At 53.1% G+C, this 12975-nt stretch carries 14 protein-coding genes and 1 tRNA gene; 3 read left to right on the top strand and 12 right to left on the bottom strand.

Features of this window, described 5'->3' with window-relative positions:
• Positions 1-33: 33 nt before the first annotated feature.
• The 7 genes from bcp to moaC all read right to left on the bottom strand — a co-directional run bounded on the left by bcp (position 34) and on the right by moaC (position 4177).
• Positions 34-516: a thioredoxin-dependent thiol peroxidase gene (gene bcp / locus EYC98_RS10050; protein ID WP_279245211.1), complete on the bottom strand. Its 483-nt coding sequence runs from the start codon at positions 514-516 to the stop codon at positions 34-36.
• A complete protein-coding gene (locus EYC98_RS10045; RefSeq protein ID WP_279245210.1) occupies positions 513-1826 on the bottom strand; it encodes a DNA recombination protein RmuC in 1314 nt (437 codons plus the stop codon). Before EYC98_RS10045 ends, bcp begins: the two co-directional genes overlap by 4 nt.
• A gap of 28 nt (positions 1827-1854) precedes the next feature.
• Positions 1855-2385 carry an NUDIX hydrolase gene (locus EYC98_RS10040; RefSeq protein ID WP_279245209.1) on the bottom strand — a complete coding sequence of 177 codons (531 nt, stop codon included), beginning with the start codon at positions 2383-2385 and terminating at the stop codon, positions 1855-1857.
• Positions 2386-2388: 3 nt separating this feature from the next.
• Positions 2389-2871: a flavin reductase family protein gene (locus EYC98_RS10035; RefSeq protein WP_279245208.1), complete on the bottom strand. Its 483-nt coding sequence runs from the start codon at positions 2869-2871 to the stop codon at positions 2389-2391.
• Between the two features lie 91 nt (positions 2872-2962).
• The gene (gene moaE / locus EYC98_RS10030) at positions 2963-3430 is read right to left on the bottom strand and encodes a molybdopterin synthase catalytic subunit MoaE (protein ID WP_279245207.1); all 468 of its coding nucleotides are present in this window, start codon (positions 3428-3430) and stop codon (positions 2963-2965) included.
• A gap of 8 nt (positions 3431-3438) precedes the next feature.
• Positions 3439-3693, bottom strand: coding sequence for a molybdopterin converting factor subunit 1 (moaD, locus tag EYC98_RS10025; RefSeq protein ID WP_279245206.1), 255 nt, complete (start codon positions 3691-3693; stop codon positions 3439-3441).
• The gene (gene moaC / locus EYC98_RS10020; RefSeq protein ID WP_279245205.1) at positions 3686-4177 is read right to left on the bottom strand and encodes a cyclic pyranopterin monophosphate synthase MoaC; all 492 of its coding nucleotides are present in this window, start codon (positions 4175-4177) and stop codon (positions 3686-3688) included. Before moaC ends, moaD begins: the two co-directional genes overlap by 8 nt.
• Positions 4178-4256: 79 nt before the next feature.
• Here moaC and EYC98_RS10015 point away from each other — a divergent pair, with 79 nt between their 5' ends.
• The 3 genes from EYC98_RS10015 to EYC98_RS10005 all read left to right on the top strand — a co-directional run bounded on the left by EYC98_RS10015 (position 4257) and on the right by EYC98_RS10005 (position 8394).
• Positions 4257-5270: an LLM class F420-dependent oxidoreductase gene (locus tag EYC98_RS10015; RefSeq protein WP_279245204.1), complete on the top strand. Its 1014-nt coding sequence runs from the start codon at positions 4257-4259 to the stop codon at positions 5268-5270.
• A 299-nt stretch (positions 5271-5569) separates the two neighbouring features.
• Positions 5570-6997 carry an adenylate/guanylate cyclase domain-containing protein gene (locus EYC98_RS10010; protein WP_279245203.1) on the top strand — a complete coding sequence of 476 codons (1428 nt, stop codon included), beginning with the start codon at positions 5570-5572 and terminating at the stop codon, positions 6995-6997.
• On the top strand, positions 6994-8394 hold the full coding sequence (locus tag EYC98_RS10005) for an adenylate/guanylate cyclase domain-containing protein (RefSeq protein WP_279245202.1): 1401 nt from the start codon (positions 6994-6996) through the stop codon (positions 8392-8394). Before EYC98_RS10010 ends, EYC98_RS10005 begins: the two co-directional genes overlap by 4 nt.
• A gap of 166 nt (positions 8395-8560) precedes the next feature.
• Here the strand turns inward: EYC98_RS10005 and EYC98_RS10000 are convergent.
• The 5 genes from EYC98_RS10000 to pheS all read right to left on the bottom strand — a co-directional run bounded on the left by EYC98_RS10000 (position 8561) and on the right by pheS (position 12890).
• Positions 8561-8637: transfer RNA gene (locus EYC98_RS10000), tRNA-Pro, on the bottom strand.
• 64 nt (positions 8638-8701) lie between these two features.
• The gene (locus EYC98_RS09995; RefSeq protein WP_279245201.1) at positions 8702-9094 is read right to left on the bottom strand and encodes a MerR family transcriptional regulator; all 393 of its coding nucleotides are present in this window, start codon (positions 9092-9094) and stop codon (positions 8702-8704) included.
• The gene (gene ihfA, locus EYC98_RS09990; protein ID WP_279245200.1) at positions 9075-9428 is read right to left on the bottom strand and encodes an integration host factor subunit alpha; all 354 of its coding nucleotides are present in this window, start codon (positions 9426-9428) and stop codon (positions 9075-9077) included. The genes EYC98_RS09995 and ihfA overlap by 20 nt, the downstream gene beginning before the upstream one ends.
• 15 nt (positions 9429-9443) lie before the next feature.
• The gene (gene pheT, locus EYC98_RS09985; RefSeq protein ID WP_279245199.1) at positions 9444-11819 is read right to left on the bottom strand and encodes a phenylalanine--tRNA ligase subunit beta; all 2376 of its coding nucleotides are present in this window, start codon (positions 11817-11819) and stop codon (positions 9444-9446) included.
• 51 nt (positions 11820-11870) lie between these two features.
• Positions 11871-12890: a phenylalanine--tRNA ligase subunit alpha gene (pheS, locus tag EYC98_RS09980; protein ID WP_279245198.1), complete on the bottom strand. Its 1020-nt coding sequence runs from the start codon at positions 12888-12890 to the stop codon at positions 11871-11873.
• Positions 12891-12975 lie beyond the last annotated feature (85 nt).

Below are 12975 nucleotides of genomic sequence, written 5' to 3'. Positions count from 1 at the left end.
CTTCCTACCCCTGAAAACGACTAGCCTGTGCGGCTAGTCCTTCAGACCTAGCTCATCGATTAGCGCCAATACGTCTGCATCGTGACTCTTGGTCTTAACTTTATCCATTATATGCTTGAGGCGACCGTCTTTGCCGATGATAAAAGTGGTTCGCAGTACACCCATGTATTCTTTACCCATGAATTTCTTCAGCGCCCAACACCCATACTTTTTCGTGGCTACCAGATCTTCATCCGACAGCAGGGTAAAGTCCAGACCGTGCTTGTCTACGAACTTCACCAGCTTTTTCACTGGGTCAGGGCTGACTGCCAGCACGGTGGTATTAGCTTTCGCAAACGCCTTGCGATGGTCCCTGATACCACAGGCCTGATTCGTGCAACCGGGAGTCAGCGCTTTGGGGTAAAAATACAAGACCACGTTACTCTCGCCACGAAAGTCCTTGAGACTTACCTTATCGCCGTTTTGATCTGTCAAAGTCAGGACGGGTGCCAGGTTGCCAACTTTTGGAAAGCTCACTTCAAATTCTCCTCATCAGGGTTACTGTCTGTTAATCGCGCCGAGTCTTCTGCGTCACTATCTGTCATATCCGGCGGCAGAGTTTTGCGCGTACGCGCACCCAACTCCTGCAACTGTTGGACTCTTCTTACCAGATTACCGCGCCCGCTGTTAAGACGATCGCGGGTTTTATCCCAAGAACCTCTGGCCTTATCAAGGTGCTTGCCGACTTCAGACAGTGACTCCAGCACCAGCGCAAACTGGTCATGAATCGCCCCTGCCTGATTGGCGATTTTTTCAGCATTCTTGTTTTGCTGCTCGTAGCGCCAGATTGACTGCACCGTGCGCAGTGTCGCCAGCAGGGTGGTTGGACTGACTACGATAACCTGCTTGTCGTAAGCAGTTCTGAACATGTCCGGTTCCGCATCAAAAGCCGCCATGAAAGCAGACTCGATGGGAATAAACATGAGCACAAAGTCGAGCGTCCGGACTCCTTCCAGTCCATCGTAATCCTTGATGCTTAAGCCTTTGATATGGTTTTTGATCGCCTGCACGTGACCAGCCAGCGCGGCGCGCTTCTCTAACTCATCGTCGCTGGCCACGTAGCGTGAATAGTCAACCAAGGACACCTTGGCATCAATAATGATGTCCTTTTCCTCAGGCAGTCGCACCACCACGTCAGGCATCCGCCGTTCGCCACCAGCAGACTGCAGTGAGACCTGAGTTTCATATTCGTAGCCTTTACGCAATCCGGATTCTTCCAACACCCGCTCCAGCACAACTTCACCCCAGTTGCCCTGCGCCTTCTTATCGCCCTTGAGTGCCCGCGTCAGATTTACCGCATCCTCGGACATCTGTTTGTTAAGTAGCTTGAGTTGATTGAGCTCGTGCAACAGCGAAACCCGGTCGCGGCTTTCAGTGTCATACACGTGATCAACCCGCTTGCGAAATTCTTGCAGCTGATTCTGCAGCGGCGAGAGCGTATGTTGCAGAGTGTTTTTACTGTTTTCCAACAGGCGCTCACTCTTCTCTTCAAAAATCCGGTTGGCGAGACTATTGAACTCGTCACTCATTTGCTTGCGCGCGCCCTGCAGCAGTTCCAGCTTATCGGCCGCCGCCTGACCTTCACCTGCCAACCTTTCCTCCAGACGGGAAACAGCCGCCTGCCACTCGCCTACTTCCTGAGAATGCTCTAGCGCCGCCAGTGCAAGTTTTTGTTGATAACGCAGCCGCAAAAGCAAAAAACCTGCCCCTACCAGTACCAGCGACAGAGCTACTGACATAAGGAGCAAGCGGGGATCGGTCATTAAGGCGTCAAGAATATCCTTCACGCCAAGATTGCCCCGGCGTCATGGTCTGTCATCGATTAATAGAGGAAACCCTGATGGGGTACTCCTCTTTGCGTCTATCGGAGAGGTACTCCTTTAGCGCATGGTAAATAACCGGAAAGGCGATGTTATCCCAAGGAATATCTTCTTCTTTGAAAAGGCCGACTTCGCTGCTCTCCGGCCCGACCCCACACTCACCGTTAATCACTACTGCGCGATAGAACATATAGACCTGATTGATACCCGGTACGTCAAACAAGCGATAAAGCTGCTGCTGCTCCACTTTGGCCCTGGCTTCCTCCCAGGTCTCTCGGGCTGCGCCCTGTACGCTGGTCTCGCCGTTCTCCATAAACCCGGCTGGCAGAGTCCAGGAACCTTCGCGCGGTGCGATGGCGCGCTTGCAAAGCAATATGCGGTCTTCGTATATGGGAACGCAGCCGACGATCACCCTGGGATTTTCGTAGTGAATGACGTCGCAGCTGTCGCAGACGAAGCGCACCCGGTCATCGCCATCCGGTATACGCGCGGTGACTGCTGAGCCGCACTGACTGCAAAACTTCATATCTCAGGTCCTGGCCAATTCACGGTATCCGCCCGCACAAAACAGCAAGGGCTCACCGTTATCGCGGTTTTCCATTGCCGTTACTCGGCCTACAATAATAGTGTGGTCGCCGCCTGGGTAACGCGCCTCAACTTCGCATTCCATGCTTACCAGACTGTCGGGGAGCACTGGCACACCGGTAACACCGGCCACAAAATGATCAGCCTCCAGCAGATGGTCGCCCTTACGGGCATATAGATTGGATAAATCTTGTTGGTCCGCTCGCAATATGTTCACACCAAAAGTACTGGCGCGCTCCCACACGTCAAACATCTCGGAGTTATTCTGCAAGCTCCAGAGTACCAGCGGTGGATCAAGCGAAACTGAAGCAAAAGAATTCACCGTCATGCCGAAAGGCTGCTGCCCCTCAGGGTTTGCGGTTATTACGGTAACGCCGGTGGCAAAACACCCCAACGCATCGCGAAATTCGCGGGAATCAATGGTCATAGTTTTCCTTAGCAGATAGTAATGAGCTGTTTGCTTGCAGCTGTGAAATCATTGGCCCAGATTATACACGGCGCATTAAGCAGTGCGTCACTCATTTGGGCGATGCGCCCCAGCGTTGCGCCGAGTGCTGGTCACTAGTGCGCTCTTCTACCCAGTGTTCGCCCGCACTGGTCAGTTCTTTCTTCCAAAAGGGCGCGCGTGTCTTCAGGTAGTCCATAACGAATTCGCAAGCGGCAAAAGCGTCGCCACGATGGCCACTGGCCACACCGACATAAACAATCTGCTCACCAGGACGCAAAGCCCCTACTCGGTGCACCACACGAATGGCCTGTAACTGCCAACGCTGGCTCGCTTCAGCCATGATTTTTTCGATACTACGCTCAGTCATTCCCGGGTAGTGCTCCAGTTCCATAACCGCCACCTGCCGATCGGCGTTATTGCTGCGTACCAGGCCCGTGAAACTGGCTATCGCGCCCGTAGTATCGAGGCTGCCCAATTCGCGCTGCAGCTGGGCCACGTCAAAGTCCTGAGTTTGGATACTAACCTTCAAATCATTCATGGCGGCCACTAGCCTCCGGTAACCGGGGGGAAAAAAGCCACTTCATCGCCCGCCGCCAGGGCACTATCGAGGGCAGCCATGTCCTGATTTACGGCGCGCAGTACATTCTCCGCCTGCAGGGCCTGCGCCCAAAGCTCACCGTGTTCGGCAATAAGGTGATCTTGCAGGCCCGCCAAAGTGGCCACCGCATCACTGTAGGGGACTTGCAGCCTGCCGACACCTAACTGCTCTCTAAGTCGGGCGAAGAAAAGTATTTCAAGCATGCTGGGCTCCCTCTCTCGCGTAGTCACCCGATTTTCCGCCACTCTTGTGCTCCAATTGCACCGCCGCAATGACCATACCTCGATCCACCGCCTTGCACATATCGTAAATAGTAAGTGCCGCTACTGAAGCTGCGGTAAGTGCCTCCATTTCCACACCGGTTTGCCCCGCCAGTTTACAACGCGCCTGAATCTTTACCCGGGAATTGACCGTATCGAGCTCAAATTGCACATCGACGCTGCTCAGCATTAGCGGATGACATAAAGGGATAAGGTCAGAACAACGTTTGGCCGCCTGGATACCTGCAATACGGGCAACCGCAAGCACATCACCTTTCTTATGTCCGGCACTGGCAATTAACTCCAATGTTGCCGGCAGCATCACAATCTCTGCACTGGCGATCGCCTCGCGCGTGGTGACAGACTTTTGGGAAACATCGACCATATGTGCCGCACCGGCAGCGTCGAGATGGGTAAGTTTAGACATTGTGGGTTTTCTCTTCAGCAGGAGTAGGTATTATATGGGCTACCCTGATGTGTTTACCAACTGAACCATGGATGTAGCAATGACAAAACTGACGCTGGGCCTGCAACTAGGATACTGGGGAGCTTTGTATCCCGCCGCACACATAGAGCTAGCGCAAGAAGCCGAGCGCCTGGGCTATGACTCGGTATGGACCGCCGAGTCCTGGGGCAACGATTGCTTTACCCCGCTGGCGTGGATCGGCGCGAACACGTCACGCATCAGGCTGGGAACATCAGTGGCTCAGATATCGGCCCGCACACCTGCCTCCTGCGCTATGTCAGCGCTGGCGCTGGATCATATGTCGAACGGCCGTATGATCCTGGGACTGGGCGTGTCCGGGCCGCAGGTGGTAGAGGGCTGGTATGGACAGCCCTACGCCAAGCCGGTCTCCAGAACTCGGGAATATGTGAGTATTATTCGTCAGATTCTGGCGCGCGAGGGTCCGGTCAGTAATGACGGCGAGCACTACCCACTGCCCTATACTGGTCCCGGCGCCTGGGGTATGGGCAAAGGGCTCAAGTCAATCACCCATCCATTGCGTGCTGACCTGCCTATATTCCTGGGTGCAGAAGGTCCTAAAAACGTTACCCAAACCGCTGAAATCGCCGACGGCTGGTTACCTCTATATTACTCGCCCTACCGCCAGGAAGTGTATGCGGACCAGCTCAGCAAGGCTAAAGCTGGCTTCGAAATTGCCGCTTTCACTCTCGTCAACATGAATGACGATATGGAGCAGGCCTTATACCCGGTGAAGGCGATGCTGGGTTTTTATATTGGCGGCATGGGCTCCAAGCAACGCAACTTCCACAAAGAGCTTATGGCTCGCATGGGCTTTGCCGACGAAGCAGAACAAATTCAGGATCTGTTTTTTGAAGGTAAGCGCGATGAGGCCATCGCCACTGTTCCGGATGAGTTCGCCGATGAAATCTCACTGAGTGGCCCACGTGATCGCATCCGTGAGCGACTGCAGGACTGGCGTAACTCTCCGGTGACCTCTTTACTCATTAACGGTGACGCAACGCTGCTGCGGGAAATGGCGGAAATGGTACTTTGATGCTGGGCACTTAGCTCAGCAAGTCTTATGAAGCGACACTCCGGATATTTACTGGACGCTGATTATGCGCTATCACACATTTCCCCTATTTTGCCTGGACCCACACGACCTGGTGCCGCCTCTTTACTCAATCCAGCTTATCGAAATTAGTCTTGACTAGACTACAATTACCGGGCGGGGCTGAAAGCTTGCAGAAACTAGAAATCAGGTTTTCATAAGCTATACTCCTCGTTGCGCAATCGACCCGACCGGCACAAAAAAATAAAAGGCAGGACGCGCTTCGGTAAAGGATATGCCTAATGCTAATAGAGATGAAACTGTGGCTGACCGAGAATGAGCCCCTTATTAGTGCCATAGTCGGGGTTATTACGCTGCTTGCCGCTGCCTGGGGTGTGCTTAGTCTGCATTACTTCGATCAATCGGCTTCAACCTCAAAAAATGATCAGAATCCGGCTGACGAAACTGCGGGAGAACCGGCGAGCAGTAGCATCCGGTTTCGACAAGCGCCGCGCAAGCTGATTAACCTAGGCATATCCCATCGCTCACAGGTTGAGCAAATGGTTGCTTCCCGGACGCTAAATGCGATTATTTTCGCGCTTCTGAGCTTAAGTCTTGTTTGGGTCGTAGCGGGATTGGTTAAGTCCGGTTTGGTAGTTCTCACAATATTGAATGGCATTACGTTCCTATGCGGGCTGCTTGTTCTCGTTTTACACGCGAGCCACCACTTTACGCTCGCCCGATGGATGATGATTTTGCTTGCTGGCGGCTACTGGTGCGTTGTCCAGCTAACCGTCGGCGGTATGTGGGGTATTGAATACTTCCTGATAGTGCTGTGCCTGATACCCGTATTGATGTTTGAGCGACATGAAGTGCGCCAGCGCACTCTGTGCATGTTGATGCTGCTCATGTTCCTGATAGTTCAGCTGTTGCTTGGAAGGGTCTATGAAGGCGGCTTGTTAATTATGGGGGAAAGTACGCTCAAAATTGGCTATGTGGTTAATGCGCTTGTTCTATGCCTGATTGTGTTTGGTTTGATCAGCTATTATTCCAATTATTCAATGCGCTCTTTCTATGCTATGAAAAATGAAAGGGAGCGTGCAGACACTCTGATCAACTCTGTATTCCCGCGGGAGGTAGCCGAACAGATCCGCGAACGAGCACCCACGGTTGCATCGTATAGCGATGAGGCTGTAGTCATTTTCATTTCACTCGAGGGTTTTGATGCGTTGTATAGCAGAATGACCGCATCACAGCTGGTTGAATTGATGAGTAAGATTTTTATTCGGTTTGATGAACTTCTCGAGCAGCACGGTGTGGAGAAAATTAATTTGTTGGGCACGCACTACGTAGCTGCATCAGGGATTTTCAGCGGCAAACCTTCACATGCCGCCGTAGCCAGGTTCGCTCTGGATGCCACCGCGGCAGTCGCCGAGTTTAGCAAGGAAACCCACGAACGCTTCACTTTGCGTGCAGGAGTTTCGGCAGGAGAGGTTGTAAGTGGAGTAATTGGCGAGGCCAGGCCATGTCTCGACATTTGGGGCGAGACAGTGGAGCTGGCAGCAGCGATGCAAGGCGCGGCACTGGGCAACACCGTGGTCGTAAGTGCTCAGGCATACTCGCGCCTGAGAGATGACTTTGAATTCGCGGAAATGTCTGCTTCAGTCGATAATGCCTATATTCTGCTGCGAGAGAAGCGACCGGCCACCGCAGCCGGAGGTACCCTATGATGTGGCAGATATTTGTTGATAGTCTCGCTACCAACGAGCCGTTTATTAACGCTGTGGTGGGCTTATTGAGCTTGACTGCACTGGCCTGGGGACTATTAAAACTTATCTATAGTTCACCAGTAGCGCCAGTTCGGGCCGATGGGGAGGTCGGCCGCAGTCCATCTGTCCAGTGGTTCCAAAACCTGCTGGCACCCGTACTTAATCTCGGTATTGAGCATTATGTTCAGGTAGAGGACAGGATTGCGGCCCGCACGGTAAACATAGGCGCCGTGGCGGTCATGTTTATCAGTATATCGATGACAGTGTTCGGTTTTTCAAATAGCGCGCTATTTCCATTTGTATTTGCGCACCTACCGGCGTTTCTCATGTGTTTGCTGACGCTCTATTTGCAAGCGAAGGGTAAGCTGCAAATAGCGCGCTGGATATTCCTGGGGCTTATTATGCTGGACTGGATTTCCTCTCATATTGTTGTTGGCCCCTGGCGCGGAAATGAATACGTTATGCCAGCCATACTTATGTTGCCTGTCGTGGTGTTCAAGGCTTCTGAAATACGGCAACGTAATATTGCTTTGATACTGATTTGCACACTTGCGCTCACAACCGTCTTACTTAGACACTTCTTGGATATTGCTCCTCTCGACATACCTGAGGGCTTCCACGTTGTTGGCTATCACATGGTTTTAATAGTCGTGACGATATCGGTATTTCTTGTGGTCAATTATTATGTGAATTTCTCGGTGGCGAGTTTTAGTGAATTGGAGTTGGAGAAATTGCGCACCGATGAATTGGTACAGAGTATTTTTCCTGACTCTGTTATGAAGAGAATGACAGAGAAAGAAACGTCCTTCGCACATTTTCACGAAGAGGCCACGGTGGTGTTTATAACCGTCACGGGCTTCAGGGACTTGTACCAGAGAATTTCAGCGGTGCAACTAGTGGAACTTCTCAGTAACATTTTTATTCGTTTCGATGAATTACTGGTTAAACACGGGGTAGAGAAAATAAATACCTTGGGAACCCATTACGTAGCTGCAACAGGAGTCTTTGATGGTAACAAACCGGACCATGCAGCCTTGGCGCGGTTTACGCTGGATGCACTAGAGGCGGTGGAAGATTTCGGGGAGAAAATGCATCATCCATTTACGCTCAAGGCTGGCATGTCTACCGGGCAGGTGATCAGTGGCGTCATTGGCAGTGCCCGTCCCTGCTTTGATATCTGGGGGCGCACAGTAGAGCTGGCTAACTCGATGCAAGATACTGCGTTAGACAACACTATAGCCGTGAACGAAGCCGCTTACTGGCGGTTGCGTGAAGAGTTTGATTTTGCGGAAATTCCGGGTGATGTCGATGGACATTTGTTGCTCAAGCCATCGATACCAGACACTGGCACTATCTAGAAGGAACGAAACGGATGGCTCGTGATGACCCGATCAGAGGTTCTCGGCGGTATAAATAAATTGGTCGGGACGGCAGGATTTGAGCGGGCCGGCCTTCCGGATGCGACCGTCGCAGGTTCCAGCTCGGTGGTGACATAAGCATTAGGGTGGATGCTTGGTGGGAAATTGGTCGGGACGGCAGGATTTGAACCTGCGACCACTACACCCCCAGTGTAGTGCGCTACCAGGCTGCGCTACGCCCCGAAGAGGTGGGGATTATACGGATTTTGCTGTGTGAATCAACGAATTAGAAAGCTAAGCGACTTGGCTATGAGGATAGAACGCGGACAACCTCTTCGAGATCGTTGATCATCGACCGTACACCAGGGTTTGACCCTGTCGCGGGAGCGTCCACCGCAGCTACTGCTGGCGCCGTAGCCGGACGCGAGCCGTCATCTTCCATACGCTGGCGCGCGCCACCGATGGTATAACCCTGATCGTAAAGTAAGGAGCGAATCTCACGTATCGTGAGCACATCCTGACGTTGATAGTACCGGCGATTACCGCGGCGCTTGACCGGTTTTAACTGCGGGAACTCTTGTTCCCAATAGCGAAGTACGTGTGGTTTGACGTTGCAAAGCTCGCTCACCTCACCGATCGTGAAATAGCGTTTGCCCGGAATGCTGGGCAACGCTTCGCTGCTACTGCTCCGTTCCAGCACCGTAATTTCCTAAGTCGTAGGCCGCGGAATCAAATTCTTCACCTTTCTCGAAGGACTCCACACGTGCCTTGAGTTTCTGCCCCGGACGGAAGGTCACTACACGGCGCGCCGTAATAGGTATTTCTTCTCCCGTCTTGGGATTACGACCGGGTCGCTGGCTCTTGTCACGTAGATCAAAGTTACCAAAACCGGATAGCTTCACTTGCTCATTGGCTTCCAGGCTCGCGCGCACTTCCTCGAAAAACAATTCGACGATTTCTTTGGCTTCACGCTTGTTGAGTCCTAATTCCTCGAACAGACGTTCCGCCATTTCCGATTTAGTCAGCGCCGTCATTCTGGTAAAAGATCCCTAGTTTCTAAGCTCTGCATTGTATGTTTTTCTAAGCAGATCAATCACTTGATCCACGCTCTTATTAACATCTTCATCACTAAGAGTGCGTGAAGAATCTCGATATGTCAAACCCAATGCCAAACTTTTTCTTTTAGGATCAATGCCTTTGCCCTCATATACGTCAAAGAGCCTTAAGTCTGTGAGGTAAGTTCCTGCTACTGTTCGAACATTCTCCAATAGCTCAGCGGCTGGCACCTCACGATCAACCAGTACAGCAATATCGCGACGCACCTCGGGATAACGTGACAACTCGGCGAACGCTGGCATCGCCGCGCCGCGCAGTAATCCCAGGTCCAGCTCAAAGACATAAACAGGGGTACTAACGTCATAGCTGGCCTGCACTGACGGATGCAGAGCACCGATGTAACCAACCAAAGCCTCACCGCGGTAAAGAGCCGCAGTTTGCCCTGGATGCAGCCCGGTTCGCGTAGCGGCAGTAAAGCGAAACGCCTGTGGCTCGGCCGTCAGCTGCAACAGCGCCTCTACATCGCCCTTAGTATCATAAAAATCAACAGCTTCGCCCTCTTCGCTCCAGCTCTCCGGGTGCAGGCGTCCGGTAACGACACCGGCTATGGTTGGCGCCTGAGTCAGCTCGCCACCATCAGGCACAAAGCGCAGCCCAGTCTCGAATAAACGCACGCGCTGCTGCTGACGACTGGTATTGCGTTTGAGCGATTCCATCAAACCCGGCAGCAGACTGGTACGCATAACCGACATCTCCGCCGATATCGGGTTAGCCAACGCCACCGGTTCTAGCTGCGGATCAAACAATGCCTGCCCAGCGGGATCTACAAAACTATAGGTCACCGCCTCACGATAACCGCGCCCAGTCAGCCGACGCCGAATATTCCGCAGTGACTGCACGCGCTCGGGCAGCGGTCGTATTACCAGGTCTGAATGGATATGGGTCACCGGCAGGTTGTTGTATCCATAGACTCGTGCCAGCTCCTCAAGTAAGTCAGCCTCAATCGAGATGTCGAAACGCCAACTGGGCACGGCGACACTCCAACCGCCATCTACTGCGCTCGTAGCCAGCCCGAGGCCATTGAGAATACGCTCAACTTCAGCATCTTCCAGAGCAAAACCCAGCAATTTCTCAATCCGCATGCGGCGCAATAGTACCGCTGCACGCACAGGCAAATGTGCATCTGCTACAGTCTCAGTAATAGGCCCTACCGACCCGCCCACTGCGTCGACCAATAGTTGAGTCGCTCGCTCCATCGCCCGATGCTGCAGCTCGAAGTCTACGCCGCGCTCAAAGCGGTGCGATGAGTCGGTATGCAGTCCATAGGAGCGTGCCTTACCCGCCAGCGCCAGCGGCTGAAAAAACGCCGCTTCCAACATAATATCCACCGTATTATCACTAACCGCGGTGGGTTGTCCGCCCATAATACCAGCGATAGCCACAGGGCCAGATGCGTCGGTAATCAGCAGGGTTCCCGGGGTCAATTCAGCTGTTTGTCCATTGAGCAGTTCCAGACTTTCGTCTACTCCAGCCTCGCGCACCACGATTGCACCTTCGAGCTTACTCAGGTCAAAAGCGTGCATCGGCTGACCCAGCTCCAACAACACATAATTGGTCACATCGACCACTGCGTCGATGGAACGCAGACCCGCGCGGCGCAGGCGCTCCTGCATCCACAACGGACTGGGGCGGGAAATATCCACACCTTTAATAACCCGCCCAAGATAACGCGCACAGCCAGTCGGAGCCTCAATCTGGACATCGAAAACATCTAATATAGTGCTTTTAACTTCTTGAATTTCAAGGGATTTAACTGGCCTATTGGTCAGAACTCCAACTTCCCGTGCAATGCCCAGCAGGCCCAGACAATCGGCCCGATTCGGCGTCAAATCTACCTCGATAACCTGATCTTCCAGCTGCAGGTAATCGCGTAGATCGGTGCCTACCGGCGCATTGGCCGCCAGCTCCATCAAACCATCGTTAGCGTCAGACAAGCCCAGCTCCTGCTCGGCACACAACATTCCCTGAGACTCTACATCGCGTAGTTTGGCAGCTGCGATCTTGAAATCACCAGGCAATACAGCGCCGACACGGGCCAGAGGCGCGCGCAGGCCAACCCGGGCATTCGGTGCGCCGCAGACGATTTGGACGGTTTCTGTCCCCGTATTCACCTGACAGACGCGCAACTTGTCGGCATTCGGATGCTGCTCTGCGGCGGTAATTTCGGCGACTATAACGCCGCTAAACTCACCGGCAACTGGCTCGACGCCATCGACCTCAAGTCCGCCCATGGTGATGAGATGTGCCAGTTCATCGGTGGGTAAACCTGGATCAACCCACTCCTTTAGCCACTGTTCACTGATTTTCATGTTTGATCCTGTTAGTTAAAGCTTTTGCCGCTATAGGACTTCGCCGCAGTACTAGTTGAATTGTTCGAGGAAGCGCAGGTCATTTTCAAAGTAGATCCGCAGGTCGTTAATGCCGTATTTCAGCATTGACAGTCGCTCTACGCCCATGCCGAAAGCAAAACCGGAAAAACGCTCGGTATCGATATTGGAATATTCAAACACCTTTGGGTGCACCATGCCGCAACCCATGACTTCAATCCAACCAGTATGGCTGCAGACACGACAGCCATCGCCACCACAGTTAACACACTGTATATCGACTTCTGCAGAAGGCTCGGTAAAGGGGAAGTAGCTGGGGCGGAACCGTACCGATAACTGATCGTTCTCGAAGAAGGCATGCAGGAAGTCCTGAATCAGCCCCTTCAGATCAGCAAAGCTGCTCTCCTCATCAATCAGCAGGCCCTCTAACTGGTGAAACATAGGGGTGTGAGTCAGGTCCGAGTCACAGCGGTAAACACGGCCGGGGCAGACGATTTTGAGCGGTGGGGCTTCATTCTCCATAACCCGCACCTGCACCGGTGAAGTGTGCGTGCGCAGCACGGTGTGCTCATCGACATAGAAGGTGTCATGCATGGCCCGAGCCGGGTGGTGGGCTGGAATATTGAGGGCCTCAAAGTTGTGATAATCATCTTCAATCTCAGGACCTTCCACGACTTCAAAGCCAATGCCTCCGAAGAAGTCTTCCATGCGCTCTATAGTGCGCGTGACCGGATGCAGCCCCCCGCTGTCCTGACCACGCCCGCCCAGAGTGACGTCTATGGTCTGGGATGCTAACGCCTGTTCCATGGCGGCCGTTTCCATGGCGGCCTTGCGCTGCCCAATCAGCTCCTGCAGCTCTTGCTTGACCACGTTGATGGCAGCACCCGCCGCCGGTCGCTCTTCGGACGAAAGCTTGCCCAGCTGTTTGAGCAATGCAGTCACCTGGCCTTTCTTACCCAGGTATTCGACCCGCAGGGTCTCTAATGCCTGGCCATCTTCGGCACTCTCTATTGCCGTTCTGGCCGCCGCGGCCAGTGACTGTAAATCTTCCATTTCCCGCTTCCCCTTGATGGGACCTTATTGGTAGATACCGAATCACTCTAGGCTATCGGCACTCCTGAATCTGACAAAAAAAGGG

This window comes from Candidatus Litorirhabdus singularis (assembly GCF_026262625.1).
GTDB classification, from domain to species: domain Bacteria; phylum Pseudomonadota; class Gammaproteobacteria; order Pseudomonadales; family Halieaceae; genus Litorirhabdus; species Litorirhabdus singularis.
The sequence above is the reverse complement of the archived record's forward strand: the minus strand, read 5'-3'. Positions and strand labels throughout refer to the sequence as shown.

What these genes read in the sequence shown, in the direction of transcription:
- EYC98_RS10040 (WP_279245209.1), bottom strand. Translation starts at nt 2,385, where the DNA reads ATGAAGTTTTGCAGTCAGTGCGGCTCAGCAGTCACCGCGCGTATACCG.
- EYC98_RS10010 (WP_279245203.1), top strand. Translation starts at nt 5,570, where the DNA reads ATGCTAATAGAGATGAAACTGTGGCTGACCGAGAATGAGCCCCTTATT.
- moaE (WP_279245207.1), bottom strand. Translation starts at nt 3,430, where the DNA reads ATGAATGATTTGAAGGTTAGTATCCAAACTCAGGACTTTGACGTGGCC.
- moaC (WP_279245205.1), bottom strand. Translation starts at nt 4,177, where the DNA reads ATGTCTAAACTTACCCATCTCGACGCTGCCGGTGCGGCACATATGGTC.
- EYC98_RS10015 (WP_279245204.1), top strand. Translation starts at nt 4,257, where the DNA reads ATGACAAAACTGACGCTGGGCCTGCAACTAGGATACTGGGGAGCTTTG.
- moaD (WP_279245206.1), bottom strand. Translation starts at nt 3,693, where the DNA reads ATGCTTGAAATACTTTTCTTCGCCCGACTTAGAGAGCAGTTAGGTGTC.
- ihfA (WP_279245200.1), bottom strand. Translation starts at nt 9,428, where the DNA reads ATGACGGCGCTGACTAAATCGGAAATGGCGGAACGTCTGTTCGAGGAA.
- EYC98_RS10035 (WP_279245208.1), bottom strand. Translation starts at nt 2,871, where the DNA reads ATGACCATTGATTCCCGCGAATTTCGCGATGCGTTGGGGTGTTTTGCC.
- EYC98_RS10005 (WP_279245202.1), top strand. Translation starts at nt 6,994, where the DNA reads ATGATGTGGCAGATATTTGTTGATAGTCTCGCTACCAACGAGCCGTTT.
- pheT (WP_279245199.1), bottom strand. Translation starts at nt 11,819, where the DNA reads ATGAAAATCAGTGAACAGTGGCTAAAGGAGTGGGTTGATCCAGGTTTA.
- pheS (WP_279245198.1), bottom strand. Translation starts at nt 12,890, where the DNA reads ATGGAAGATTTACAGTCACTGGCCGCGGCGGCCAGAACGGCAATAGAG.